We start from the raw sequence: 23930 nt of genomic DNA, 5'->3' as shown, positions 1-23930 counted from the left end.
AAGCAGCCACACGCTGCTTGCTCGGCGCCGTCTTCGCTTGCTCGGCGCGGGGACGCGTCAGCAGGTGCCCGCGTCGCTCCAGACGTCCTGGCTGTTCGCGCCGGGGACGTCACCCTGCGTCCACCACTTCGCGGTCCAGCGGTGGCCGCCGTAGGACACGGTCGCTCCGCCCGAGTACGCGGCCTGCGACGACCATGCGGCCGCGGTGCACGTCGCGGGGCTCGTCGGGTCGGTCGGCGACGAGCCGCCGCACGCGCCCTGGTCCGCCCACACGTCCGACGAGCCGGGCTCCTCGCCCTGCGTCCACCACTTCGCCTTCCACGTGTGCCCGGCCGACGAGACGAGCTGGCCGCCCGTGTACACGGCCGACGACGACCACGCGGCCGCGGTGCACGCCGGGCTCGTCGGGTCGGTGGGGTCCGTCGGGTCGGTCGGCGGGGTGGTCGGGTCCGTCGGGTCCGTCGGCGTCGTCGTGCCCGACGTGAACCCCTTGAACGTCTGCGTGAACTGCCACGTCGACTGGCTGATGCCGGAGCACGAGTCGCTCCCGCCCTGCCCGACGCAGCCGCCGTTGTCGCGCTGCAGCGCCCAGAACGACAGGAAGCCGATGCCTCGCTGGGTGGCCCAGCTCGCGACCGCCGTGGCGTCGGCCGTCGTGAAGGTCTCGGCCGCGCCGTAATCGTCGATGCCCGGCATCTCGGTCACGCCGACCATGCCCCAGAGCTGCGCGTCCGACTTCGTCGGGTAGAGGTCGCGGAGCTGGTCGACGAGGCCCGCCGCCGCGCTCTTGGTGTCGTCGGCCATGTGGTGCGTCTGGCCGTCGTAGTAGTCGAACGTCATGAGGTTGACGAGGTCGACGCGCGCCCCGTTGCTCACGGCGTTGCGCAGGACGGCGAGGCCCGAGTCCGCGAGGCCGTCCGTCGTCGTCGGGAGCGTGTACTGGAACTGGACGGTGCGGCCGTTCGCGGCGGCCCAGTCCTGGACCTTCTTGATCGCCTGGTTGCGCCGGGTGATGCCGGCGCTGTTCGTGAGCGAGTTGTCCTCGATGTCGAGGTCGATGCGGGTCACGTCGTAGGTCGTGACCACCTTCTCGAACGTCGCGGCGATCGAGTCGACGCTCGTGCACGAGTCGGCGAGCTCGGTGCCCTCGTTGTCGGCCGTGTACCCGCCGAACGACGGGATGACGTCACCGCCCGCGGCCCGGATCCTCGTGACGTCGCCGCCGAACGACGACGACGCGACGGGCAGCGACGTGTCGCCGCTCCAGTACACGTCGCACGAGCCCTTCTGCGCCGCCTGCAGGAACGCCCACGTCTGGTAGGTCGCCCCGGACTGCGTCGCGAGCGTCGCCGGGCTGTCGCCCGTCCACATCTCGACGAAGGGCGCGAAGACGTGCGGTGGCAACGCCGTCGCCGCCTGGGCGGGTGCGACGGCGGCGAGGACGCCGCCTGCCGCGAGCGCGGCCGTCGCCGTCGCGACGAGCGCGGCGGTTCTTCTGGTGCGGAGCATGAGCACACCTTCCGGGTGGGGAGCCGGCGCTCCGGGCGGGGTGCCGGCGGGTGCGTGCGGCGTCACCGACGACGGCGCACGGAAGGCCCCTGCGGACCCTCTGCCGACCGACGCTAGGGACGGGGCCCGAACCCGGACAATCGGGGAGAGCACGTAGATCGGGGCGGCGGCGTACGAGGTCGTGCGTACGCCGAGGCCGCCCTCGGTGAGCGTCGGAGGGCACCGCGGTCGTGCGACGATTCTCCGGTGGGTCTGCGCGCGTATCGAGAGGTCCTGCGCGAGCCGCAGCTGAGGCGACTGATCGCCGTCGCGATGGTCGCCCGCATCCCCAACTCCGCCGCGGCCCTCGTGCTCACGCTGCACGTCGTCCAGACGCTCCACCGCTCGTACGCCGAGGCGGGGATCGTCGCGACGGCGGCCACGATCGGCATGGCGCTCGGCTCGCCCTGGCGCGGCCGGCTCGTCGACCGGGTGGGCCTGCGCCGCGCGGTCTGGCCGTCGGTGGTCGCGGAGCTCGTGATCTGGCCGCTCGCCGGCGTCGTCCCGTACGCGGCGCTGATCCCGCTCGCGGTCGTCGGGGGCTGCTCGCGCTGCCGATCTTCACGGTCGTGCGCAAGTCCATCAGCGTGCTCGCGCCGGCCGGCCAGCAGCGGTCCGCGTACGCGCTCGACTCGATCGCGACCGAGCTCGTCTTCATGGTGGGTCCGGCGGTCGGGGTCGCGGTCGCCACGCAGGTCGGCACGACGGCGGTGCTCGCGGCGATCGGCGTCGCCGTCTCCGGGGCGGGCGTGCTGCTGCTCGTGTTCGACCCGCCGACGCGGGCCGACCAGGTCGTCCGGGCGACGTCGCCGTCGGCGGACGGGACGGTACCGCCGGTGGAGCCCGTGTCGCCGTCGGCCCACGGAGCGTCGCCGTCGGTGAAGGACGCGGCACCCGCGACCGGGCCCGCCCGGCGGCTCTCCTGGCTCACGCCGACGGTGGCCGCGGTCCTCGCGGCGTCGGCGGGCGCGACGATCGTGCTCGTCGGCACGGACCTCGCGATCCTCGCGCACCTGCGCGCGCACGACCAGGTGGGCTCGCTCGGCATCGTCTACTTCGCGTGGTGCCTGGGCTCCGTCGTCGGCGGCCTGGCGTACGGGTCCCGGCACCGGGCGACGAGCTCGATGCTCCTGCTGCTCGCGCTGGGGGCGCTGACGATCCCGCTGGGGCTGGCGCACTCGGTGCTGGGGCTGACGCTGCTCGCGTTCGTCGCGGGGCTGCCGTGCGCTCCGGTCATGACGGCGACCGCCGAGGAGGTCGCCCGCATGGTGCCCGAGGAGCGGCGCGGCGAGGCGATGGGGTGGCAGGGCACGGCGTTCACGGTGGGCAGCGCCGTCGGCTCGCCCGTGCTCGGGCTCGTGATCGACGCCGCGGCGCCGTGGGTCGCGTTCGTGGCCGCGGGTGGCGCGGGTGTGCTGATCGCGGTCGTCGGCCTGGTGGTGCGGCGGGCGCGCCGGGCGGCCGACCCGCAGGGCGAGCTCCGGTTCTGAGCCGCCGACGGCGCAGCATCGCCGCCGCGGACCGGGCTCAGGCGGGTTCGGCGAGCCGGGGCAGGGCGCGCAGCAGCACCGTGCGCTCGGCGGCGTCGAGCTCGCCGAGGACGCCTTCCTCCATCGCCCGGATGTCCGTGCGCGCCTCGGCGAGGACGCGGACGCCGTCGGCGGTGAGGGAGACGACGCGCGCGCGGCGGTCGGCCGGGTCGGGGTGCCGCGTGACGAGGCCGCGGGTCTCGAGCCCGTCGAGGAGCGCGATGAGGCGGGTCTTGTCGTAGCGGATCGTCCGGGCCAGCACGAGCTGGGTGGGGGCGGCCTCGCGCTCGAGCGCGCTGAGCGCGACGTACTCCCACATCGTCAGCGCGTGCGCGGCGAGGATCGGCGTCTCGGCGTCGACGAGCCGCCGGGTGACGTGCGCGAACAGGGCGCCGAGGTCGGGACGGTCCACCACGTCAGGGTAGCGGGCCTTGACGGATGATAAGCAGAGATAGACGATCTACCTATGCGTATCGACAGGGGAGCCCTGGACCGTCACCGCCGTGCCGTCGAGGGGTCCGTCGCGGTCGTCGCACGCGTGACGCCGTCGGACCTCGGGCGCCCCACGCCGTGCGCGGGCTGGACGCTCGCCGACCTCCTCGCCCACATGGTCGTGCAGCACGACGGCTTCGCGGCCGCCGCGCGCGGCGAGACCACCGAGCTCGCCGACTGGGCGCCGCGCCCGGTCGGCGACGACGTCGTCGCGGTCTACCGGAAGGCCGCGGACGGCGTCGTCGGCGCGTTCGGGGAGTGCGCTCCGGACGCCGAGCTGTGGCTGCCCGAGGTCCGCGGCGGCGTCGGCGTGCCGGCGCCGACCGCCCTCGGCTTCCACCTCGTCGACTACGTGGTCCACGCGTGGGACGTGGCCGCGAGCCTCGGGGTCGCGAGCTCCTTCGCGCCCGACGACGACGTCGCGGCGCATGCTCTGGCCGTCGCCCGGCAGGTCCCGGACGGAGCTGCGCGCACGGTCCCGGGAGCGGCGTTCGCCCCCGCGCTCGCCGAGGACGGCGGCGGCGCGCCCGCTCAGATCCTCCGTCTGCTCGGACGCGACCCGGCATGGGCGCCCGACGGGTCCTGAGACCGCCCAGGTGGCAGGGCGCCGTCGGGCGCTCGTCACGCGGCCGGGACGGCCTGGGTGAGGCCGTCGAAGAACCCGACGACGTCGGCCGCGAGCTGCTGCGGCGCGACGTGCGCCTGGTAGTGGCCCCCGTCGTCGTACACCGTCCACTGCCGGAGGTCTGCGTGGTCGCGCTCGGCGAACCGGCGGATCGAGGCGAAGTCGCCGCGTGCCGCGGCCAGCGCGGTCGGGGCGGTGGTCGGTCCGGCGGGCTCGGCGGGCGCCGTCGGGTGTGCCATCTCGTAGTAGAAGCGCAGCGACGACCCGGTCGTCCGGGTGAACCAGTACACGGCCGCGTTGGCGACGACGAACGCCGGGTCGAGGCCGGTCATGAGCTGGGAGTTCCAGCCGAGCAGGCCGGCAGGGGAGTCGGCGAGCGCGTGCGCGAGGGTCTGCGGCGCCTGCGACTGCAGCACGTTGAACGCGCCCATGGTGTCCCAGAACCACGTCAGGTGCGCGAGCGCGGCCTGCTCGTCGGGCGTCAGGTCCGCGAGCTCGGCCGGGTCGCCCGACGGGAACGAGAAGAGCTGGGTCACGTGGACCCCGACGACGTGCTCGGGGTCGAGCCGGCCTACCTCGGGCGAGATCATCGAGCCTCCGTCGTTCCCGACCGCGCCGTACCGCTCGTACCCGAGCAGGCGCATGAGCTCGACCCATGCCGCGGCCGTGCGCCGCACGTCCCAGCCGCGCTCCGTCGTCGGGCCGGAGAAGCCGAAGCCCGGGATCGAGGGGAGGACGACGTCGTAGCCTGCGGCCGTGAGCGGCTCGACCACGTCGAGGTACTCCAGGACCGAGCCCGGCCAGCCGTGCGTGAGGACGAGGCCGACGGCGTCCGGCCGGCCCGAGCGCGCGTGCAGGAAGTGCACGCGCTGGCCGTCGATCTCGGTCTCGTAGTGCGGGTAGGCGTCCAGCCGGGCCTCGACGTCGCGGTGCCAGTCGAAGTCGTCGAGCCAGTACCGGACGAGCTCGCGGACGCCGGCGACGGGGGTGCCGTAGACGTCGTCGGCGCCCTCGATCGCGTCCGTGAAGCGCGTGCGCGCGAGGCGCTCGCGGACGTCGTCGAGGTCGGCCTGGGTGACGCGGACGGGTGCCGGTCGGATCGCGGTGGGGTCGGTCGTCATCGTGCTGCTCCTCGGGTTGGTCTCGGGTTCGGCGGATGGTCGGGGCGCCGGGCTCAGGCCGACGGCGTCCAGCGGGGATCGCGGCCGAGGTAGCGCAGGAGCTCGTCGACCACGGGCTGGGCGGGCTCGTCGGAGCCCGCGGGGACGACGGCGGCGTACGCCCCCACTGACGCAGCGGCTCCACGATCTGCCGGGCGAGCGCCAGGAGCGGGGCGGCCAGGTCGTCGTCGAGCGGGGAGGGCTGACCGGTCGCGACCGCGAGGTCCCAGGCGTGCACGCCGGCGTCGAGCGCGGCAGCGGCCGCGGCGTCGGAGCCGGGGAGCTGGCCGGGCGGGACGGGGACGGGGGTGATGGCCGTGGCGTCGACGGTCGCGAAGGCGGCGGAGGAGACCGCGACGGCGGGCCCGACGAGAGACTCGACGGTGCCGTCGATGGTGCCGCTCGGCGCGAACGGGTCGCCGTCGGGGCCGTTCGTGCCGGTGATCGCCCGGGCGTAGGCGCGCTGGTCGCCCGCCGCGTGCTGGAGGACCTGCGCGACGGTCCAGTCGGAGCAGGGTGTGGGGGCCGTGAGCTGGTCGGCTGCGACGCCGGCGGCCACGGTCGCGAGGGCGGCGTGCGCGCGGTCGAGGACGGGGAAGGTGGTCGGGCTCATGGCGGGCTCCTCGGTTCGATCGGACGGGAACGGAATAGATCGTTCCGTTAACTTCGAGCGTAGCGGAATGCTCCGTTCCGCACAAGGGGTAGGATCGGCGATGTTCGAGAACGAGGAGGACGTCATGGCGAGCCAGCCGCAGGACTCGCAGGTCGTACCCGTACCGCTGAGCGGACGGCGCGCCCAGGCCGCGCGCAACGACGAGGCGATCCTCGACGCCGCGCGGCGGGTGTTCGTCGACGACCCCGAGGCGCCCGTGTCCGCCGTCGCGCAGGCGGCCGGCGTCGGGATCTCGGCGCTCTACCGGCGGTACCCCGGCAAGGAGGACCTCCTGGCGCGGCTCTGCCTCGACGGGCTGCGCCGGTTCGTCGAGGTCGCCACCGCCGCGCTCGACGTCGTCGACCCCTGGGAGTCGTTCGCCGGCTTCGTGCGGGGGATCGTCGACGCCGACGTGCACTCGCTCACCGTCCGCCTCGCCGGGCGGTTCCGGCCGACCGCCGAGCACGGCGACCTCGCCGCGCAGTCCGGGGTCCTCGCGGGACGGATCCTCACGCGGGCCCAGGACGCCGGGGTCGTCCGTGCGGACGTCACCGACGAGGACCTCCCGATGGTCTACGAGCAGCTCACCGCGGTGCGGCTCGGCGACGGCGCGCGGACCGCCGCGCTGCGCGCCCGGTACGTCGAGCTCCAGCTCGAGGGCTGCGCGCGCGGCCGGACGCGTCGCCGCTGCCGGGCACGGCGCCGACGCAGGGCGAGCTCGGGGCGCGGTGGGCCTACCGCGGCTAGAACCGGCCGTACTCGGCGGAGGGGGCCAGGACGACGTCCGTGCGTCTGGTCACGTGGGATCATCGAGCCGTGCCCGAGCCTTCCCCCGACCCCGCCGTGCCCGGCGTCGTCACCGTCACCGACCCGCGCGACCCGCGACTCGCCGACTACACCGACCTCACCGACGTCGCGCTGCGCCGCGTGCGCGAGCCCGCCGAGGGCCTGTACATGGCGGAGTCGTCGACCGTCATCCGGCGGGCGCTCGCGGCCGGGCACCGGCCCCGGTCGTTCCTCATGGCGGACAAGTGGCTCGAGTCCATGGCGGACGTCGTTGCCGAGGCGCGCGAGCACGACCCCGCCGTCCCCGTGTTCGTCGCCGACGAACCGCTCCTCGAGCAGATCACCGGCTTCCACCTGCACCGCGGGGCGCTCGCCGCGATGCACCGACCCGAGCTGCCCGACGTCGCCGACCTCCTCCGCGGCGCACGCGGCGGGTCGGGGGCGCGCCGTGTCGTCGTGCTCGAGGACGTCGTCGACCACACCAACATCGGCGCCGCGATGCGCGCGTGCGCGGCCATGGGGGTCGACGCGGTCCTGCTGACCCCGCGGTCCGCCGACCCGCTGTACCGCCGAGCCGTCCGCGTCTCGATGGGCACGGTGTTCCAGGTGCCGTGGACGCGGATCCACGACTGGCCCCGCGCCGCGCCCGGGGCACAGCGCACGGGCGGGATCGACCTGCTCCACGATCTGGGCTTCGAGGTCGCGGCGCTCGCGCTCGAGGACGACTCCGTCAGCCTCGACGACGTCGCCGCCGACCCGCCCGAGCGGCTCGCGCTCGTCTTCGGGACCGAGGGTGACGGGCTCAAGCCGAAGACCATCGCCACCTGCGACACGACCGTGAAGATCCCCATGGCCGGCGGCGTGGACTCGCTCAACGTCGCGTCGGCCGTCGCCGTGGCGGCATGGGCCGTGCGGGTTCCCGAGGCCTGACCGCGTCAGGTGCCCGGATCGTTACGGGTCGTGGCCGAGTCGTGACCGCGGAACGCCCCCGAGCGAGCCGCCGCACTGCCAGTCTGCTGCCATGCCGTCGGAGCAGTTCTGGTCGTCGATCCCGCCGATGCCCGTGGTCTCCGAGCGGGTCTCGCGACGAGAACGGACCGCAGGGGTGGCCCTCCTCGTGGTGGGGATCGCGTCGCTCGTCGGCGGGCTCGTGTGGTGGCTGTGGCCCTCGATCAGCGCGTTCGGCGATCCCCTGCTCGTGGGTGTCGGGTTCCGGGGCGCGCCCGACGGCGGCACGGTCGTCGTCGTGGGCCCGCGCACGGCTGCCGAGATGACCACGATCGCGGTGCACGCACGAGGCCGTGCCACGGACCCGAAGGACACGGCGCCTCCGGTCCTGTGGCGGATCGACCGCGTCGGCCTGACGCCGCCGGGGCGGGACGGCGACGTCGAGCTCGGGAAGGTGCCGCCAGGCTTCGTGGAGACCGTCGCGCCCGCGACAGGCTGGCGGGAGCGCGCCGCGGACGTCTGGGTCGAGAACGCGTGCTCCTTCGGCTCGGGGCCTGTTCCGAACGGTGCGCTTCGCACCGACGAGGTCGTCGTCGACGGCGACACGGTCATGACCGAGAAGGAGTTCCGGTCCGACGACCTGGGCTTCAGCCCCTGCCTCGACGACGACTCCCCACGGACCGACGCTCGGGGCCTTGCCCTCAGCGCGGCCGGGGTCGGTCTCCTGGTGCTGGGACCGGTGCTGCGCCGTCGGCGGTGACGTCCCCGAGCCCCGCGCCGAGCCCCAGCGCGCGCAGCGCGGTGTCCGCGACCTGGGCGGGAGGCCCGTCGACGGGCACGACGAGACCGTCCTCGCCGGGGCCGAGCGGCTCGAGCGTCGCGAGCTGCGAAGGGAGCAGCGAGGGCGGCATGAAGTGGTCGGTCCGCAGGCTCATGCGTGAGCCGACGAGCGCGGCGTCCCCGACGAGGTGCACGAAGCGGGTGCGCCCGGGGGCCTCGCGCAGCACGTCCCGGTAGGCGACGCGGAGGGCCGAGCACGTGACGACGGTGCTGCGGCCGGCGGCGTCCTGCTCGGCCGTCCAGTCACGGATGGCGTGGAGCCAGGGGAGGCGGGCCTCGTCGTCGAGCGGGACGCCCGCCTGCATGCGGGCCACGTTGGCGGGCGGGTGAAAGTCGTCGCCCTCCGCGAACACCCAGCCGACGGCGTCGGCGAGAAGCCGGCCGACCGTCGTCTTCCCGGTTCCCGACACCCCCATGACGACGAGGTGAGTCGGTGCGGCGGGCAGGGGCGCGGGTGTCGTCACGGCCACGACCGTACCCGGTCGCGACGCGCCGCGACCGGGGTGTTTCCGGTGCCGGACCGGTCTCGTCGGGGTAGCGTGACGGGTGGAGTCAAGAAACGGCCCTGTCACAGCACGTCCGACGGAGCTGAACGATGACCACCACCTCCTCCACCCCGATCACGACCCCGACCGATCGCGCCGAGGCCACCGCACCCGGCGGCCCCGTCACCCCTGCCGAGGCCGCCGCCGCGCTCGGCGCCGGGACCTCGCTCCTGGTGGGCCGCTACCGCGTCGATCTGGAGACGGGCGCGTGCCTGTGGTCCCCTGAGATCGACGTGATCCACGGTCGCTCGTCGCTCGACACGTTCGGTGGTCTCGCCGAGCTGCGCTCACGCACCCACCCCGACGACGCCAAGGTGGCACCGTCCACGCTCGACGCCGTTCGCCGCGGCCGGGTGTTCGCAGCCGCGCACCGGGTGGTCGACGCGCGGGGGCGGGCGCGGACCGTGCTCGTCGTCGGGGACCCGCGGCGGGGCCGCGGGGGCGCCGTCGGCGAGATCGGCGGGTACGCGGTCGACGTGTCGACCGTCGTGCAGGAGGCCGTCGAGCGCGAGGCGGATCGCGCGATCACGCGCGCCATGGCGACGGGGGCCGTGGTCGAACGGGCCGTCGGCGCCCTCATGGTCCTCGCCGGGCTCGAGGCCGGTGAGGCGACCCGGGCGCTCGGGAGCGCCGCGGGTGCGGTCGACGTGCCGGTCGCCGACGCCGCCCGGCAGGTCCTCGCGCACCTGGCCGCACACGGCCCCGCCGAGGGTGCCGACGTCGTGCGCGAGGCACTCGGGTCCATCCGGGGCGGAAGCCGACGCGAGAACGGTGCCCGGCTGGCCCGGCGGATCACCCGAAGGGCCGACTGACGGCCCTGGGCGTGGTACCCCTCCGCCACGCCCGAGGCTTCGCGTCGGCTCAGTCGCCGTCGCCGTCGAGCAGCCAGTCGAGCTCGTCGCGGGTGAGCGACCCCGACTCCGGCGCACGCGCCGCGACGGCGTCCACGAGCTGCTCCGCGACGACGCGCAGCCGGGTCTCGCGACGCGAGCCTGCCTCGCGCAGCACGGCGAAAGCGTCGTCCGCGTCGCCTCCGCGCGTGGCCATCACGACGCCCTTCGCCTGCTCGATGGTGCCGCGGCTCGCCGCTGCGGCCTTGATGGCCTCGGTCGCCTGGGCCTGTCCGACGCTGCGCTGGGCGGCGGTCAGGTCGATGAAGTAGCCCGTCACCGTGACGGGCTCGCCGTCGTCGTCGGTGTCGCCTCGTCCGACGACGGCGACCGTGCGGACCGTGCCCGCGGAGTCGACGATGCGGTGGACCGAGCTGAACGGCTCCCGCGAGGCGACGGCATCACGCACCACGTGGTCGACCTGGCGGCGGTCTTCGGGGTGTTTGTGCGCGGCCATGAGCTCGGCGGACGGGACGACGTCGCCCCGCTCGAAGCCGTGCATAGCGTACACCTCGTCGGACCACCACCACCGACCGGTGGCGAGGTCGACCCGGAACCGGCCGACGTGCGGGCTCTCGCCGACCGCGAGTGCCTCCTCGTGCTCGAGCTCGGGTCCGTTGGTGCTCATGGATCGGATCGTAGCTCTCCGGCCGGGTAGGGTAAGGTAGGGGGACCGGGAGCGCCCGGGAGCCCTGCGGGTTGAGCAGCCAACTCGCCAGGGGCCGCGTAGCCCCGCACGTGTCACGTGCGAGAAGGAACCTGATGACGATCCAGGCTGCATTCGACGTGCCCGCAGAGCGCGGGACGGCCCTGAACGCCCCGGCGCCCCGCACGGGCGCCCCGGCGGGCGACCGGGAGCTCGAGGTCGGGTGGTTCCGTGCTCCCGCAGACGGGGGCGTTGCTGGTGGTCCGCCGGGACGTACGCCATCCATGCCTTGACCCCGGGCGGGGTGGTGCCGACGGTCGAGCTCCTCCTGGCGCACCAGCACCCGGACGACCGGGCGCGCGTGGCCGCGCTGCTGGCCGCCGTCGTGACGCAGGGTCGTGGTTTCGCCTGTGCGAGCCGGCTCTTGGACTTCGAGGGCAGGACGCACGACGTGGTCGTGAGCGGGCAGCCCGGGCCCGGCGTCGACGGTGGCCCGTACCCGGTCCACGGCTCGGTCGTGCTGCTGGACGCCGTCGTCGACGAGCTGGCCCGTCGACGGGCCGACGTGCAGCTCGAGCGGGCGCTCGAGACGCGCAGCGTGATCGACCAGGCGAAGGGTGCCCTTGCCCTCGCGCGGGGGCTCGACGCCGACGAGGCGTTCGACGCGCTCCGGCTCGTGTCCCAGCAGCGCAACGTGCGTGTGCGTGCGCTCGCCGACGAGGTCCTGCGTCGAGCCCGGAGCGCTGCGGACGACGTACCCCCAGGTGGCTGCGCGAGGTGCTCGGGGGCAGCGGCACGCCGTCGGGGGCCGACCGCTCCTGAACGACGGCCGCCGTCCGCCCCCGGTGCGCCGGGTCGGCCCGCCGGGAATGCCCGCGCGCGGTGCACGGGTTGCCCTGGCATGCGTGCCATCACCTACGACCGCCATGGCGGCGCCGACGTCCTGCAGCTCACCGACCGGCCGCTTCCCGCGGTCGGCCCGGACTCGGTGCTCGTGCGCGTCCACGCAGCGGCCGTCAACCCGGTCGACCTCTACGTCCGCGCAGGCGGACTCGCGGGTCTGTTGGACGTCCAGTTCCCGGTGGTGCCGGGCTGGGACGTGGCGGGCATCGTCGAGCGCGTGGGCCTGGACGTCCCCGAGCTCGCCGCGGGGGACGAGGTGTTCGGCTACCTGCGCAAGGACTGGGTGCACGGCGGCGCGTTCGCCGAGTACGTCGCGGCGCCGGTGCGCACGCTGGCGCGCAAGCCCGCGTTCCTGACGTTCGAGGAGGCTGCCGGGGTGCCGCTCGCGGGCCTCACGGCGTACCAGACGATCAGGCGTGCGGGGGTGCGGGCGGGGCAGGTGGTCCTCGTGCACGGGGCGTCCGGTGGGGTCGGCTCGTTCGGGGTGCAGATCGCCCGCACTCTCGGTGCCCGCGTGATCGGCACGGCGTCCGAGCGGAACCAGCAGTACCTTCGCGGGCTCGGTGCCGAGCCGGTGGCCCACGGCGAGGGCCTGGTGGGGCGGGTGCGCGCGCTCGCGCCGGACGGCGTGGACGTCGTCCTCGACTACGCCGGGCACGGCCTGGTCGCCGACGTGCCGCGCCTCCTCGCGACCGGTGGGGTGCCGGTCTCGATCGTCGACGCGTCCGTGAGCGAGCTCCCGGGCGGCATCTATGCGTGGGTGCGGCCGTCGTCGTCGGACCTGGCGGACCTGGCGCGCCTGGCGGACGCGGGCGAGCTCTCCGTGCACGTGGACCGCGTGCTCGGGCTGGAGGCCGCGGCCGAGGCGCACCGTCTCCTGGAGGCGGGGCGCGTGCGGGGCAAGGTGGTCGTGCGGGTGAGATGAGCCACACGACTTTTCGACACACCGGGCTTGCGTAAAGCCCGCTTGACTCGGTTAGGCTCCCCTTCGTGAGCCAACCCTTACCCGCGCTCGCGGGCTCCGAGCTCGAGCTCGCCTACGACGGGCACACCGTCGTGCACGGCGCCGGCCTCGCGCTCCGCGCGGGCGAGGTCACGGTGCTCGTCGGCCCGAACGGGTCCGGCAAGTCGACGCTCCTGCGCTCGCTCGCGCGCCTGCACGCCCCTGTCGCGGGCACGGTCACGCTCGCCGACGACGCGGCGGGGCCGACCGGGCTCGACGCGCTCACCCTGCACGCCAAGGACTTCGCGCGGAGGGTCACGCTGCTGTCGCAGTCCCGCCCGACGCCCGCGGGGGTGAGCGTGCGCGACGTCGTCGCCTACGGCCGCCACCCCTACCGGGGCCGGTTCGGCACGGGCGACGCCGAGGGCCGGGAGGTCGTCGAGCGGGCCATGGCCCTCACGGGCGTCGCCGCGATGGCGGAGCGCTCCGTCGACGAGCTGTCCGGCGGCGAGCTCCAGCGCGTGTGGCTCGCGACGTGCCTCGCGCAGGACACGGGCGTCGTGCTGCTCGACGAGCCCACCACCTACCTCGACCTGCGCTACCAGGTCGAGACCCTCGACCTCGTCCGCGACCTCGCGGACCTCGGCGTCGCCGTCGGTGTCGTCCTGCACGACCTGGACCAGGCCGCCGCGGTGGCCGACCGGGTCGTGCTGCTCCACTCCGGCGTTGTCCGCGCGGACGGCGCGCCCGCCGAGGTGCTGCAGGCCGACCTGCTCACGGAGGTCTACGGGCTGCGCATCGACGTCCACGTCGACGACGGCGGGCGCGTCCGCACGCAGCCCGTCGGGCGGCACACGGCCCGGCACGCCCGGCCCGAGCCCGTGCCCGCGCCGGTCTGACGCCGACGCCGTCTCGCCACCATCCCACCGCACCACGACCGAAGGACCACCGTGTCTCCGATCTCCCGCCGTCCCGCCCGCCGCCGCGTCCTCGCGGCCGCGACCGTCGCGTCCGCGACGCTCGTCGCGCTCGCCCTGGCCGCGTGCGGCACGACCGAGGACCCCGCCGACGCGGCCGGGTCCCCGACCGACACCGCGACGGTCGCGAGCGGCCCCGTCGACGTGACCGACGAGCGCGGCACGGTCCACCTCGACGCGCCCGCGACCAAGGTCGTCTCGCTCGAGTGGGGCCTGACCGAGAACCTCGTCGCGCTGGGCGTGAAGCCGATCGGGGAGGCCGACGTCAAGGGCTACAACACGTGGGACACGTCCGCCCCGATCGACGCCTCGACGCCCGACGTCGGCACGCGTGGCGAGCCGAGCCTCGACGCGATCGTCGCGCTCCACCCGGACCTCGTGGTCACCACGACGGACCTGCCGGAGAACGTCATCAAGCAGATCGCGAAGAAGGTCCCGGTGCTCGCGCTGCGCGGCTCCGACGGGTCCGACCCGATCGGCTACATGCGCCGCACCGTCACGACGCTCGCGCAGGTCACGGGCACGCAGGCCCAGGGCGAGAAGGTCCTCGCGGACTTCGACGCCAAGGTCGACACGGCCAAGGCCGACCTGGACGAGGCCGGCAAGACCGGCGCCCCGTTCGTCATGGCCGACGGCTGGATCGACAACGGCACCGTCTCGGTCCGCCTGTACACGCCCGGCTCGTTCCTCGGCGGGATCGCGGAGGAGCTCGGCCTGAAGAACCAGTGGACCACCGGCGGCGACAAGGACTACGGCCTCGCGACCACCGACGTCGAGGGCCTGACCAAGATCACCGACGCCGACACGGAGTTCCTGTACGCGGCGAGCGACGACGACGGCGGCGACCCGTTCGCCACCGGACTGAAGGACAACAAGGTCTGGAAGCAGCTCCCGTTCGTCGAGGCCGGGAACGTGACGCGCATCCCCGACGGGATCTGGATGTTCGGTGGCCCGCTGTCGGCCGAGCGCTACGTCGACGCCGTCGTCGACGCGCTGAGCTGATGCGCGCACGCCGCGGGGCGCGGTCGGCCCTCGTCGCGGTCGCCGGCCTGGCGACGGCCGTCGCCCTCGCGGCGTGCGGCACCACCGAGGCGCCGTCCGACGCGGCGACGACGCCCGGTGCCACGACCGCGGCGCCGTCGTCGGGCCCGGTCACCGTGCAGGGCGAGCGGGGGAAGGTGGCGCTCGACGCGCCCGCGCAGCGGGTCGTGACGCTCGAGTGGGGCTTCACGGAGGACGTCCTCGCGCTGGGGGTCACGCCTGTGGGCATGGCCGACCCGAAGGGCTACGGGGACTGGGACACGGTCGCGCCCGTGCCGTCGTCGACGGCGGACGTGGGCGAGACCGTCGAGCCGAACGTCGAGGCGGTCGCGGCGCTGCACCCGGACCTCGTCGTCGCGAGCACGGACCTGCCCGCCGGGGTCACTGCGCAGCTCGCCAAGCGGGTTCCCGTGCTCGTGCTGCGTGGCTCGGACGCGAGCGACCCCGTCGCGTACATGCGCCGCACGATCACCACGCTCGGGCAGGCGACCGGCACCGCGGACCGGGCGGAGCAGGTGCTCGCCGCGTACGACGCGAAGATCGCCTCCGGCAAGGAGGCGCTCGACGCCGCCGGCAAGGCCGCCGCATCGTTCACCATGGCCGACGGCTGGCTCGAGAACGGCACCGTGTCCGTCCGGATGTACACCCCGGGCTCGTTCTTCGGTGCGGTCGCCGCGGACCTCGGCCTGACGAACCGGTGGACGACCGGCGGCGACAAGGACTACGGCCTCGCCACGACCGACGTCGAGGGCCTCACGAAGGTCACCGACCCGGGCACGACCTTCCTCTACGTCGCGAACGACGCCGACGGCGGCGACCCGTTCGCGACCGGGCTGAAGGACAACAAGGTCTGGAAGCAGCTCCCGTTCGTGGCCGCCGGGAACGTCCAGCGCATCCCCGACGGGATCTGGATGTTCGGCGGCCCGACCTCCGCGGTCGCGTACGTCGACGCGGTCGTGGCCGCCGTGACGGGGTCCGGCGCGTGAGCGCGACCACCGCCGAGCCGCGCCCCCTGGTCGCCCCGGCCCCCGAGGGGCCCGTGCGGGGGCGTCGCGTCCTGGGGGTCGCGGGCGTGTTCGTCGCCGGGCTCGTCCTGCTCGCCGTCCTGTCGGCGTGGCACCTGACCCAGGGCACCGCCCACCTGAGCGTGGGCGAGCTCTTGCGGGCGGTGTGGCCCTGGGCATCGGACGACGGCGCCCGGCAGCAGGCGGTCGCGGTCCTCGTCTCCAGCCGCGTCCCACGGCTGCTGGCCGGTCTGCTCGTCGGGCTGGCGCTCGGCGTCGCCGGCACCGTGCTGCAGTCGGTCGCGCGCAACCCGCTCGCGTCGCCGGACACGCTCGCCGTCAACGCGGGCGCGTACGTGTCGGTCGTCGCGGTCGCCGCGTTCGGGCTGGCGCTGCCGTTCTTCGCGAACGGGCTCGTCGCGTTCGTCGGCGGGATGGCCGCCGCGGGGCTCGTCCTCGCGGTCGCGCGCGGCGGCGCCGGCGGGCCGACCCGGCTGATCCTGGCCGGCTCGGCCGTCGCGCTCGCGCTCGACGCGCTGACCACGGTCCTGCTCATGCTCTTCCAGGAGAAGACCACGGGTCTGTTCGCGTGGGGCTCCGGCACGACCGTGCAGTCCGGCACGCACCAGGTCGCGCTCGCGGCACCGATCGTCGGCATCGGCGTCGCCGCCACGCTCGTGCTCGCGCACCGCCTCGACGTGCTCGGCCTCGGCGACGACACCGCGACCGTCCTCGGCGTCGACGTGCGCCGCACGCGCGTCGTCTCGATCGTCCTCGCGGTGCTCCTGTCCGCCGCGGCCGTGACCGTGACCGGCCCGATGGGGTTCGTGGGCCTCGGCGCGCCCGTCGTGGCGCGCCTCGTCGCACGCCGCGTGCCCGGTCTCGGCCGCCACCTGCTCCTCCTGCCCTTCGCCGGCCTCGTCGGGGCGCTCGTCGTAGTCGCCGCGGACGTCGTCCTGCGGATCGTCGTCCCGGCGGACGTCTCCATCTCCGTCCCCACGGGCGTCGTCACGACCCTGTTCGGCGCGAGCCTGCTCGTGTGGCTCGCCCGGCGGCTGCGCGACGGCGGACCTGCCGCCGCGAGCACGACGCGCGGCGCCGGGGAGCGGTGCGCTCCCGGGCCTGGGTGATCGGCGTCGCCGTCGTGCTCGTGGTGGCCCTCGTCGCCGCGTTCGTCGTCGCCCTCCTGCTGGGCGACCGCGTCGTGCTCCTGGGGGACGTGACGAACTGGTGGCGCGGCGTCGCCGGGGACGAGGTCACGTTCGTCCTGCAGCAGCGCTGGCCGCGGGTTCTCGCGGCCCTGCTGGGCGGCGGCGCGCTGGCGCTCGCGGGCGCGATCGTCCAGGCCGTGTGCCGCAACCCGCTCGCGGAGCCCAGCCTCCTCGGCGTCACGCCCGGCGCGAGCGTGGGGGCGGTCGCCGTCGTGCTGCTCGTGCCCGGCGTCGGGATCTGGCCCGTCATGGGGGCCGCGACCCTCGCCGCGCTCGCGACGTTCGCCCTCGTGTACCGGCTCGCGGCCGGGAGACGCTCGGGGAAGGGCGGGGGCGCGGGCTGTCGTCCGACCGGCTCGTCCTCATCGGCGTCGGGGTCAGCGCCGCCGCGGGCGCGATCACCACGCTCATCGTGCTCGGGGCGTCGCCGTGGAACACGAGCCTCGCCCTGACCTGGCTGTCCGGCTCGACGTACGGGCGCACGCTCGACCAGCTCGTGCCGGTCGCGATCTGCCTCGTCGTCGGCCTGCCCCTCGCCCTCGCGGGCGCGCGCAGCCTCGACCTCGTGGCGCTCGACGAGGACGTGCCGCGCGTCCTGGGCGTGTCCCTGGACCGGCTGCGGCTCGGCTACCTCGTGCTCGCTGCCGTCCTGACCGCGGCCGCCGCGTGCGCCGTCGGGGCGCTCGGGTTCGTCGGTCTCGTCGCGCCGCACGCCGCGCGGGCGCTCGTCGGCGCCCGGAACCGGCTCGTCCTGCCCGTGGCCGTCGGCCTCGGTGCCCTGCTCGTGAGCGTCGCCGACACCATCGGCCGGACCGTCATTGCGCCCTCGCAGCTCGCGGCCGGGCTCGTGACCGCGCTGGTCGGGGCGCCGTACTTCGTCTGGCTGCTGTGGCGCACGCGCGCGGCGCACTGAGGGACGGGCCCGGGTGTGACCCGGTCCACACCGCATTTTCGCGCCGACTGTCTTGCGTAATACCGGCAACCACAGGTTAGGCTCACCTACATGACCCAGGAGCACACGGTGGCGCAGCACGCCGAGGGCACCGCCCGATGAGCGTCGACACCGCCACCCGGCCCGACGTCGTCGCCGACACCCGTCCCGAGCCGTGGCGGCTCTACGACGTCACCGTCGCCCGCGTCGAGCGCCTGAGCCCCACGTTCCTGCGCGTCACGTTCGTCGGAGACGACCTCGACGACTTCGCCTCCGGCGGCCTCGACCAGCGCATCAAGCTCGTCCTGCCCGCCGCCGAGGGCGGGTACGGTCACCTGGTGCGCGGCGGCGACTGGTACACCGCCTGGCGGGCCCTGCCCGAGGAGCACCGCTGCGTCCTGCGCACCTACACCGTGCGGTCCGTCCGTGGCGGCATCCCCGGCCTCCCGGCCGAGGTCGACGTCGACTTCGCCCTCCACGGCGAGACCGGCCCCGCCGCCCGGTGGGCGCTCGCGGCCCGGCCCGGTGACCAGGTCGTGGTGATGGGTCCGAACGGCCGCCACGGCGGCCCGTACGGCGGTATCGAGTTCACGCCGGGCGCCGGCGCCGACACCTTCCTCGTGGTCGGCGACGAGACGGCCACGCCCGCCGTCTCGGCGATCCTCGAGCATCTCGCGACCCGCGCCGCGGACGGCCACGCCGTGAAGGGCGAGGTCCTCCTCGAGGTGCCCTGCGCCGACGACGTGCTCGATCTCGTCGTGCCCACCGGCGTCACGCTCACCTGGGTCGTGCGCGACGGCGCCCCCACGGCGAGCGCCTCGTCCCGCTCGTGCAGGCCGCGTCCGCCCGCATCCTCGACGGCTGCCGCGGCGGCGAGGAGCCCCGGAGGTCGACATCGACGGCGAGCTCCTGTGGGAGGTTCCCGTCGACGACGCCGGCTCGCCGCTCGCGCCGACCGCCCCGCTGTACGCCTGGCTCGCCGGTGAGGCGTCGGTGATCCGGACGCTGCGTCGCCACCTCGTCCGCGACTGCGGGATCGACCGCAAGGCCGTCGCGTTCATGGGCTACTGGAGGCTCGGCCGCGCCGAGATGTGACGGCACGTCCCGGCATGAAAGCTCGAGGCCGATTCGACCCGAGCGTCGACGACAGCGCCGCCCCGCCCCCCACGGCGACGCTCCTATGTTCTGTCAAGCGACGGGTTGGGTCGTGTTCGAGCTGGCGGAACAGGTCGCGGGTGATGTAGCGCTTGAGGCAGCGGCGGACCTCGCGGGTCGGTCGTCCTCTGGGCGCGGCGCCGGGTGATGTCGCTGCGGGTGCATGGGTCGTGGCGGGAGCGGGTCAGCCATGACGTGCATGGCGCGGTTGAGCTGTCGGTCCCCGGACCGGTTGAGGCGGTGGCGGCATGTCGTTTGGAGGGTGCGAAGCCAGTCACACTCTGGGTCGCGCCCCAGGCCACCGACCGACACCAGCGCCACCAGGTTGCAACCGCGAGTCTCACAGTCATCGTCACCGCGGTGGGCATCACCCCAATCGTCTCAACGAGGAGGCGCCGCACGACGCTGTCCCCTCGACCGAGCGTCCGCTTGCTTTCTGAACCACGGAGGGTCCTCTACCGTCTTGACATGGATCTGAGAGCGCTGGAGTACTTCGTCGCAGTGGCAGAGGAGCGGTCCTTCACCCGTGCGGCGTTCCGGATGTACGTCTCGCAGCCGTCGATCAGTCAGCAGATGCGGGCGTTGGAGGGCGAGCTCGGCGAGCCGCTCTTCGAGCGCGGCTCGGCCGGGGTGCGCTTGACGCGCGGAGGTGAGGCGCTCCTGCCCTACGCTCGGGAGTGCCTCGCGGTGGTCGCGGCCGCGCGTACGGAGTTCTTCAGGCGATCGGCCTTGCTGCAGGGCGAACTTCGACTCGGGACCGTGTCGGGCGTGGAGGAGACGGCCGTGCCCGACCTGCTCGCGCTCTTCCACGAACGCTTCCCGGAGGTGCGGGTCGAGCTTGTCGGGGGGACAACTCTTCCCCTCCTCGCCAGCGTCGAGCGCGGGGGACTCGACGCCGCCGTCGTCGCGAGGCCCGCTGATCCGCTTCCGGCGGCTCTCGGTTCGCATCCGCTCCTTGACGACGAGATCGTCGCCATCGTCTCCGAGCTCAGTCACCTCTCGGCGCTCCTGGAGCTGCCTCTCTCGGAGCTCGCCCGGCATCCGCTGATCACCTACGGGTCCGACAGCCGGCTGCGCCCCCTCATCGCCGAGGCGTTCGAGGCCGCCGGCTGCGCCCCCAACGTCTCGTACGCGACCCGAGACGTCCCGCTGAACCTCGCCCTCGCACGCCGGGACGTGGGGATCGCGCTCGTCGCCGGATCCGATCCAGCAATCCGGCACGCGAGCGGCGTGACGGTGCTGCGGACCGTGCCGCCCATCCGCTACTCCAAGATTCTGGTCTGGCGCACGGTCCCGCGCCCGAGCGCCGCGCTCGGCGCGTTCCTCGATGCCTGGGTCGCCACCGTCGACGCGGTCCCCGGTACCGTCCCCTCCGAGCATCTGCCCAGGCGTCGGAACGCATAGGAAGGGGCTATCGGTACCCCAGGGAATCGGTATTGGACGCTGTGCGGTCCCGGAGGTGACGATGCCGTGCAGTCGCCTCCGATCGGCGGAGGCCACCCCGGCTGGAGGCTCGGCATGGCACGTTCCGCTGTCCGCGAGGACCTCATCCTCTCGTCTCTCACTGTCACGCACGAGGTCGACGCCCCCTGGGATCGGATCGACATCGCTGCCTGGCTGAAGAGCCTCCCCACCCATGAGCACCAGCGCTGCGCGCCCGGAGACCACAAGGCAGCTGGCTACACCGTGGACGACGATGGCACCCCGATGTCGATCAACGTCGAGATGATCGGCACGAGCCTTGTCGTGCAGCAGTACCGCTACGAGCTCGCTGAGGCCCACCATTGCCACATGGTCTCCGTCTCCGACGTGCTGACGCCGCACGGCTGGACCACCCAGCAGGTCGTCTGGGACCTCCGCATGGAGAGGATCAGCGACACCAGGGCCCGCTATCACAACTCGGTGGTGTCGCATCCGACCGTGGACTTCCTCGACTTCATCCAGGAGCAGGGGCAGACGTTCGACGAGGCCGCGTCCGCTCGTCAGGACGCATCGGGCGCCCACAACCACCTCGAGACGCCGCTCTACGCCGAGAGCATCGCCCGCGCGGCACGCGACGCAGGCTGACAGGAAGAGGAGGCATGGGATGCCCTACATCACCACGTCGGACGGGACCGAGATCTACTACACCGAGCATGGCGCCGGTCGGCCCGTGCTCCTCAGCCACGGTTGGCCCCTGTCGTCGGATGCTTGGCAGGTCGAGCTGAAGGTCTTCGCCGACGCGGGCTTCCGCGTCATCGCCCACGACCGCCGCGGGCACGGCCGGTCCTCGAAGACGTATGCCGGAAATGACATGGATACCTACGCGAGCGACCTCGCCACGCTGGTCGAGACTCTCGATCTGCACGACCTTGTCGTCGTCGGCCACTCCACGGGTGGTGGCGAGGTCGTGCGATACGCCGCGCAGCACGGTGCTGGCCGCGTCACCAAGGTCGTGACCGCGGGAGCCGTTACACCGATCATGGTCAAGTCCGAGAGCAACCCGGACGGCCTGCCCATCGAGGTGTTCGACGATATCCGCGCCAACGTGCTGAGGGACCGCTCGCAGTTCTGGAAGGAGCTCGCGCTCCCGTTTTTCGGCTTCAACCGCGAGGGCGCCGCCGTCTCCCATGGGCTCATCGACGACTTCTGGCGCCAAGGGATGCTCGTGAACCTCGCCGCCGCCTACGACTGCGTCAAAGCCTTCTCCGAGACCGACCAGAGCGAAGACCTCAAAGCCCTGGACGTGCCGATCCTCATCGCCCAAGGCGACGACGACCAGATCGTGCCGATCGACGACGCCGCCAAGAAGTCCATCGAGCTCGTCTCCGACGGCACCCTCAAGGTCTACCCCGGTGCATCCCACGGCATCCACGGCGACTACCAACAGCAACTCGACCAGGACATCCTCGACTTCATCCAAGGTTGACCGCAGTACCGTCGAGAGCGCGGAGCAAGACATGCCCGTGGCTGAGGTGGAGGAGCCGCACGCTATCGATCACCGCCTTCGGCTCGCCAGCGTGGCCACAGGGAGGTCGAACAGGCAGAACAGGAATGCGCTGGCCGGCGGGCTCCGGCGATGACGGATCGCCGAAGAGCCGCGAGTCTCATCGAGGCAGGCTAGCGGAGCGCCCCGGTCGCCGGGCTCAGCCGCGCTGCTCCAGCGCGACGAGCCCGGCGATCACGGGACCCACGACGACGAGGTACATGAGCGCGAAGAACGCCCCGTACAGCACCGTGAACACGACCGGCTGCCACACGCCGACCTCCCGCGCGTGCCCGGTGACCTTGCGCACCAGCGAGGTGGGGTGACGCACGTCCCAGCTGTTGAGCCGCACGTACCGGCCCAGGTACATGCCGAGCGCGACGAGCAGCAGGATCACGACGGCGAGCGCGTGCGAATCGCCGTGCTCGAGCGGCAGGGCGGTGTCCCCGTACCGGGCGAGGACGTACCCGAGCTGCACGACGAAGACCGCGAGCACCGTGTTGAGGACGCCGGACATCGCGAGCGAGACGACGAGCACGATGTCATACCACAGCGGCACGTCCTCGCCGTCCTTGCGGTGCGACAGGTTGAGCTCGGTCACGAGGTAGCCGGAGTTGGGCAGGAGAAGGAGCCAGACGAGGCCGAGGACCGCGCCGACTGCGACCGCCACGCCCTTGTGGTTGAGCGAGACGGCGACCGCCATGGCGAGGACCGTGACCACGAGCACGCCGAGCGGGGCCGCAGACAGGGCGAGGTTGAGCAGCATCGGGCGGTACAGGCGTGTCCGGAAGGCGGGGGCCCGTGCGAGCACGAGGGCCAGGGCGAGGACGTTCATCCCGACCGCTCCGAGGACGAGCGAGGTCAGCACAGGCGCCCCTCGCGCCCGCGTGGCCCGCTCGTTGCCGCGGCCGGGCCCGATCCGCTCACGACGCGCGGGGCAGCGCGAGCCCGGGTACGACCTCGACGCCGGGCAGCGTCGCCAGCAGCGCCCCGGGCAGGACGAGCTTCGAGCGGCGGACCCCGGAGCCGATGCACGCGACCGAGCCCTCGGCCACGACGAGCGGGTCGACCAGCACGCGCCAGTCGTCCGGCAGGCCGATCGGCGTGATGCCCCCGTACTCCATGCCGGACTCCGCGACCGCGCGCTCCATCGGCAGGAACGACGCCTTGCGGACGTCGAGCAGCGCCTTGACCCGGCCGTTGACGTCCGCCCGGGTGGTCGCGCGCACGACGGCAGCCGCGACGCGCTCGTCGCCCGCGCGTCGCCCGGCGACGAGCACGCAGTTCGCGGACAGCTCGAACGGGATCTCGTACGCGGCGGTCATCTCGTCGGTGTCCGCGTTGGCGGGGTCGATCTCGGCGCAGACCACCAGCTCGGCGACCTCGGGCGCCGAGTCGGCCCAGCGGACGAGCGCCGCGCGGACCGAGGGTGCGACGAGGTCGGGGTGGGCGAGCGCGGGCTCCCAGGTCAGCGTGCCGACCTGGAGCGCCGACGGGTCCACGGTGCCCGACGGCGCAGGTGCGGCCTCGTTCACGCGTCCGCCCCCGGCCGGGCGTAGGTCGCGGTCAGGGTGGCGCGCGCGAGCGTGTGGAAGAGCGCGTTGAACGCCACCGCGGTCGCGCTCGCGGACGAGTCGACGCCCAGGTGCTCGACGTCGAGCGCGTGGACCGCGAAGACGTACCGGTGCGCGCGGTCGCCGGGCGGCGGGCCCGCGCCCTCGTAGCCGTCGGTGCCGCCGTCGCTCGCGACCTGGAACGCGCCGTCCGGCAGTGCCAGCAGCGAGGCCGGCCCGGTCGTGGTCGCGGCGCCGGTGGCGAGCGAGGTCACCGAGGCGGGCACGTCGACCAGCGTCCAGTGCCAGTAGCCGGCGGGCGTGGGCGCGTCGGGGTCGAACAGGTTCACCACGAACGAGCGCGTGCCCTCGGGGAACCCCGACCAGGACAACGCGGGGGAGAGGTTCTCGCCGTCGACGGTGAACCGCGGGTCGATCGGGGCGCCCTCGGTGACGTCGGTGCTCGTCAGTGTGAACGACGGGACCTGCGGGAGCAGCGTGTAGGGGTCGGGTGGGACGGGTCGGGTGAGGTCCATGAGGCCCATTGTGGGACACGGCGGGCGGATCGCACCCGGTGTGCCGCCCT

25 protein-coding genes and 3 pseudogenes are annotated in these 23930 nt (G+C 73.9%); 19 read left to right on the top strand and 9 right to left on the bottom strand.

Going from position 1 to position 23930, the window contains the following annotated elements; all coding sequences use genetic code 11:
* Nucleotides 1-57 precede the first annotated feature (57 nt).
* Nucleotides 58-1509, bottom strand: coding sequence for a chitinase (locus tag QQK45_RS19275; protein WP_284294605.1), 1452 nt, complete (start codon nucleotides 1507-1509; stop codon nucleotides 58-60).
* 608 nt (nucleotides 1510-2117) lie between these two features.
* Between QQK45_RS19275 and QQK45_RS19270 the strand changes: the two genes are divergently transcribed.
* The gene (locus tag QQK45_RS19270; protein WP_284294604.1) at nucleotides 2118-3038 is read left to right on the top strand and encodes an MFS transporter; all 921 of its coding nucleotides are present in this window, start codon (nucleotides 2118-2120) and stop codon (nucleotides 3036-3038) included.
* A gap of 37 nt (nucleotides 3039-3075) precedes the next feature.
* On the opposite strand, the gene QQK45_RS19265 is transcribed toward QQK45_RS19270, so the two are convergent.
* Complete coding sequence (locus QQK45_RS19265; RefSeq protein WP_284294603.1) at nucleotides 3076-3489, bottom strand: MarR family winged helix-turn-helix transcriptional regulator; 414 nt, start codon at nucleotides 3487-3489, stop codon at nucleotides 3076-3078.
* Between the two features lie 54 nt (nucleotides 3490-3543).
* On the opposite strand from QQK45_RS19265, the gene QQK45_RS19260 reads away from it, so the two are divergent.
* A complete protein-coding gene (locus QQK45_RS19260; protein ID WP_284294602.1) occupies nucleotides 3544-4155 on the top strand; it encodes a TIGR03086 family metal-binding protein in 612 nt (203 codons plus the stop codon).
* Between the two features lie 35 nt (nucleotides 4156-4190).
* Here the strand turns inward: QQK45_RS19260 and QQK45_RS19255 are convergent, their stop codons facing one another.
* Nucleotides 4191-5315 (bottom strand): epoxide hydrolase family protein, encoded by a 1125-nt coding sequence (locus QQK45_RS19255; protein ID WP_284294601.1) that lies wholly within the window; start codon nucleotides 5313-5315, stop codon nucleotides 4191-4193.
* Nucleotides 5316-5544: 229 nt separating this feature from the next.
* A pseudogene (locus tag QQK45_RS23475) lies at nucleotides 5545-5967 on the bottom strand (TIGR03086 family metal-binding protein); the annotation flags it as partial.
* On the opposite strand from QQK45_RS23475, the pseudogene QQK45_RS23470 reads away from it, so the two are divergent.
* The 3 genes and pseudogenes from QQK45_RS23470 to QQK45_RS19240 all read left to right on the top strand — a co-directional run.
* A pseudogene (locus QQK45_RS23470) lies at nucleotides 5966-6295 on the top strand (TetR/AcrR family transcriptional regulator); the annotation flags it as partial. The pseudogenes QQK45_RS23475 and QQK45_RS23470 sit on opposite strands and share 2 nt — an antisense overlap.
* A gap of 527 nt (nucleotides 6296-6822) precedes the next feature.
* Nucleotides 6823-7722 carry a TrmH family RNA methyltransferase gene (locus QQK45_RS19245; RefSeq protein WP_284294599.1) on the top strand — a complete coding sequence of 300 codons (900 nt, stop codon included), beginning with the start codon at nucleotides 6823-6825 and terminating at the stop codon, nucleotides 7720-7722.
* A gap of 91 nt (nucleotides 7723-7813) precedes the next feature.
* Nucleotides 7814-8500: a hypothetical protein gene (locus QQK45_RS19240; protein ID WP_284294598.1), complete on the top strand. Its 687-nt coding sequence runs from the start codon at nucleotides 7814-7816 to the stop codon at nucleotides 8498-8500.
* Here the strand turns inward: QQK45_RS19240 and QQK45_RS19235 are convergent.
* Complete coding sequence (locus tag QQK45_RS19235; protein WP_284295113.1) at nucleotides 8442-8996, bottom strand: gluconokinase; 555 nt, start codon at nucleotides 8994-8996, stop codon at nucleotides 8442-8444. The two genes, QQK45_RS19240 and QQK45_RS19235, sit on opposite strands and share 59 nt — an antisense overlap.
* 179 nt (nucleotides 8997-9175) lie before the next feature.
* Here QQK45_RS19235 and QQK45_RS19230 point away from each other — a divergent pair, with 179 nt between their 5' ends.
* Nucleotides 9176-9937 carry an ANTAR domain-containing protein gene (locus QQK45_RS19230; RefSeq protein ID WP_284294597.1) on the top strand — a complete coding sequence of 254 codons (762 nt, stop codon included), beginning with the start codon at nucleotides 9176-9178 and terminating at the stop codon, nucleotides 9935-9937.
* Between the two features lie 49 nt (nucleotides 9938-9986).
* On the opposite strand, the gene QQK45_RS19225 is transcribed toward QQK45_RS19230, so the two are convergent.
* Entirely contained in the window at nucleotides 9987-10643 is a 657-nt protein-coding gene (locus QQK45_RS19225) for a PAS and ANTAR domain-containing protein (protein ID WP_284294596.1), read from the bottom strand.
* A gap of 241 nt (nucleotides 10644-10884) precedes the next feature.
* On the opposite strand from QQK45_RS19225, the pseudogene QQK45_RS22645 reads away from it, so the two are divergent.
* The 13 genes and pseudogenes from QQK45_RS22645 to QQK45_RS19165 all read left to right on the top strand — a co-directional run.
* A pseudogene (locus tag QQK45_RS22645) lies at nucleotides 10885-11376 on the top strand (ANTAR domain-containing protein); the annotation flags it as partial.
* Between the two features lie 186 nt (nucleotides 11377-11562).
* A complete protein-coding gene (locus tag QQK45_RS19215; RefSeq protein ID WP_284295112.1) occupies nucleotides 11563-12489 on the top strand; it encodes an NADP-dependent oxidoreductase in 927 nt (308 codons plus the stop codon).
* A 65-nt stretch (nucleotides 12490-12554) separates the two neighbouring features.
* Nucleotides 12555-13406 carry an ABC transporter ATP-binding protein gene (locus tag QQK45_RS19210; RefSeq protein ID WP_348525299.1) on the top strand — a complete coding sequence of 284 codons (852 nt, stop codon included), beginning with the start codon at nucleotides 12555-12557 and terminating at the stop codon, nucleotides 13404-13406.
* A 51-nt stretch (nucleotides 13407-13457) separates the two neighbouring features.
* The gene (locus QQK45_RS19205; RefSeq protein ID WP_284294595.1) at nucleotides 13458-14486 is read left to right on the top strand and encodes an ABC transporter substrate-binding protein; all 1029 of its coding nucleotides are present in this window, start codon (nucleotides 13458-13460) and stop codon (nucleotides 14484-14486) included.
* Nucleotides 14486-15511, top strand: a complete 1026-nt coding sequence (locus QQK45_RS19200) for an ABC transporter substrate-binding protein (protein ID WP_284294594.1) — start codon at nucleotides 14486-14488, stop codon at nucleotides 15509-15511. The genes QQK45_RS19205 and QQK45_RS19200 overlap by 1 nt, the downstream gene beginning before the upstream one ends.
* Complete coding sequence (locus tag QQK45_RS19195) at nucleotides 15508-16659, top strand: iron chelate uptake ABC transporter family permease subunit (protein ID WP_284294593.1); 1152 nt, start codon at nucleotides 15508-15510, stop codon at nucleotides 16657-16659. Before QQK45_RS19200 ends, QQK45_RS19195 begins: the two co-directional genes overlap by 4 nt.
* Nucleotides 16638-17192 carry an iron chelate uptake ABC transporter family permease subunit gene (locus tag QQK45_RS19190; protein ID WP_284294592.1) on the top strand — a complete coding sequence of 185 codons (555 nt, stop codon included), beginning with the start codon at nucleotides 16638-16640 and terminating at the stop codon, nucleotides 17190-17192. The genes QQK45_RS19195 and QQK45_RS19190 overlap by 22 nt, the downstream gene beginning before the upstream one ends.
* Entirely contained in the window at nucleotides 17081-17653 is a 573-nt protein-coding gene (locus tag QQK45_RS19185; protein ID WP_284295111.1) for a FecCD family ABC transporter permease, read from the top strand. Before QQK45_RS19190 ends, QQK45_RS19185 begins: the two co-directional genes overlap by 112 nt.
* A 137-nt stretch (nucleotides 17654-17790) precedes the next feature.
* On the top strand, nucleotides 17791-18657 hold the full coding sequence (locus QQK45_RS19180) for a siderophore-interacting protein (RefSeq protein WP_348525298.1): 867 nt from the start codon (nucleotides 17791-17793) through the stop codon (nucleotides 18655-18657).
* Nucleotides 18658-18664: 7 nt separating this feature from the next.
* A complete protein-coding gene (locus QQK45_RS22640; RefSeq protein WP_348525297.1) occupies nucleotides 18665-18766 on the top strand; it encodes an SIP domain-containing protein in 102 nt (33 codons plus the stop codon).
* 315 nt (nucleotides 18767-19081) lie between these two features.
* Nucleotides 19082-20230 carry a LysR family transcriptional regulator gene (locus tag QQK45_RS19175; protein WP_284294591.1) on the top strand — a complete coding sequence of 383 codons (1149 nt, stop codon included), beginning with the start codon at nucleotides 19082-19084 and terminating at the stop codon, nucleotides 20228-20230.
* Between the two features lie 114 nt (nucleotides 20231-20344).
* On the top strand, nucleotides 20345-20893 hold the full coding sequence (locus QQK45_RS19170) for a hypothetical protein (protein WP_284294590.1): 549 nt from the start codon (nucleotides 20345-20347) through the stop codon (nucleotides 20891-20893).
* 85 nt (nucleotides 20894-20978) lie between these two features.
* Nucleotides 20979-21734, top strand: a complete 756-nt coding sequence (locus QQK45_RS19165; protein ID WP_431310300.1) for an alpha/beta fold hydrolase — start codon at nucleotides 20979-20981, stop codon at nucleotides 21732-21734.
* Nucleotides 21735-21951: 217 nt separating this feature from the next.
* Here QQK45_RS19165 and QQK45_RS19160 read toward each other — a convergent pair whose 3' ends face one another.
* From QQK45_RS19160 to QQK45_RS19150, 3 genes are read right to left on the bottom strand one after another with little or no spacing between them, the layout of a single operon-like run.
* On the bottom strand, nucleotides 21952-22659 hold the full coding sequence (locus tag QQK45_RS19160) for a DUF1361 domain-containing protein (protein ID WP_284294588.1): 708 nt from the start codon (nucleotides 22657-22659) through the stop codon (nucleotides 21952-21954).
* Between the two features lie 55 nt (nucleotides 22660-22714).
* Entirely contained in the window at nucleotides 22715-23326 is a 612-nt protein-coding gene (locus QQK45_RS19155; protein WP_284294587.1) for a YbaK/EbsC family protein, read from the bottom strand.
* The gene (locus QQK45_RS19150; RefSeq protein ID WP_284294586.1) at nucleotides 23323-23880 is read right to left on the bottom strand and encodes a YbhB/YbcL family Raf kinase inhibitor-like protein; all 558 of its coding nucleotides are present in this window, start codon (nucleotides 23878-23880) and stop codon (nucleotides 23323-23325) included. The genes QQK45_RS19155 and QQK45_RS19150 overlap by 4 nt, the downstream gene beginning before the upstream one ends.
* Between the last annotated feature and the right edge of the window lie 50 nt (nucleotides 23881-23930).

The organism is Luteimicrobium album (assembly GCF_030161555.1).
In the GTDB taxonomy this organism is placed as follows: Bacteria; Actinomycetota; Actinomycetes; order Actinomycetales; family Cellulomonadaceae; genus Luteimicrobium; species Luteimicrobium album.
Note: the sequence above shows the minus strand (reverse complement) of the source record. Positions and strands in the feature narration are given on the sequence as shown.

What these genes read in the sequence shown, in the direction of transcription:
- QQK45_RS19260 (WP_284294602.1), top strand. Translation starts at nt 3,544, where the DNA reads ATGCGTATCGACAGGGGAGCCCTGGACCGTCACCGCCGTGCCGTCGAG.
- QQK45_RS19215 (WP_284295112.1), top strand. Translation starts at nt 11,563, where the DNA reads ATGCGTGCCATCACCTACGACCGCCATGGCGGCGCCGACGTCCTGCAG.
- QQK45_RS19170 (WP_284294590.1), top strand. Translation starts at nt 20,345, where the DNA reads ATGGCACGTTCCGCTGTCCGCGAGGACCTCATCCTCTCGTCTCTCACT.
- QQK45_RS19180 (WP_348525298.1), top strand. Translation starts at nt 17,791, where the DNA reads ATGAGCGTCGACACCGCCACCCGGCCCGACGTCGTCGCCGACACCCGT.
- QQK45_RS19240 (WP_284294598.1), top strand. Translation starts at nt 7,814, where the DNA reads ATGCCGTCGGAGCAGTTCTGGTCGTCGATCCCGCCGATGCCCGTGGTC.
- QQK45_RS19235 (WP_284295113.1), bottom strand. Translation starts at nt 8,996, where the DNA reads ATGGGGGTGTCGGGAACCGGGAAGACGACGGTCGGCCGGCTTCTCGCC.
- QQK45_RS19150 (WP_284294586.1), bottom strand. Translation starts at nt 23,880, where the DNA reads ATGGACCTCACCCGACCCGTCCCACCCGACCCCTACACGCTGCTCCCG.
- QQK45_RS19200 (WP_284294594.1), top strand. Translation starts at nt 14,486, where the DNA reads ATGCGCGCACGCCGCGGGGCGCGGTCGGCCCTCGTCGCGGTCGCCGGC.
- QQK45_RS19255 (WP_284294601.1), bottom strand. Translation starts at nt 5,315, where the DNA reads ATGACGACCGACCCCACCGCGATCCGACCGGCACCCGTCCGCGTCACC.
- QQK45_RS19230 (WP_284294597.1), top strand. Translation starts at nt 9,176, where the DNA reads ATGACCACCACCTCCTCCACCCCGATCACGACCCCGACCGATCGCGCC.
- QQK45_RS19225 (WP_284294596.1), bottom strand. Translation starts at nt 10,643, where the DNA reads ATGAGCACCAACGGACCCGAGCTCGAGCACGAGGAGGCACTCGCGGTC.
- QQK45_RS19275 (WP_284294605.1), bottom strand. Translation starts at nt 1,509, where the DNA reads ATGCTCCGCACCAGAAGAACCGCCGCGCTCGTCGCGACGGCGACGGCC.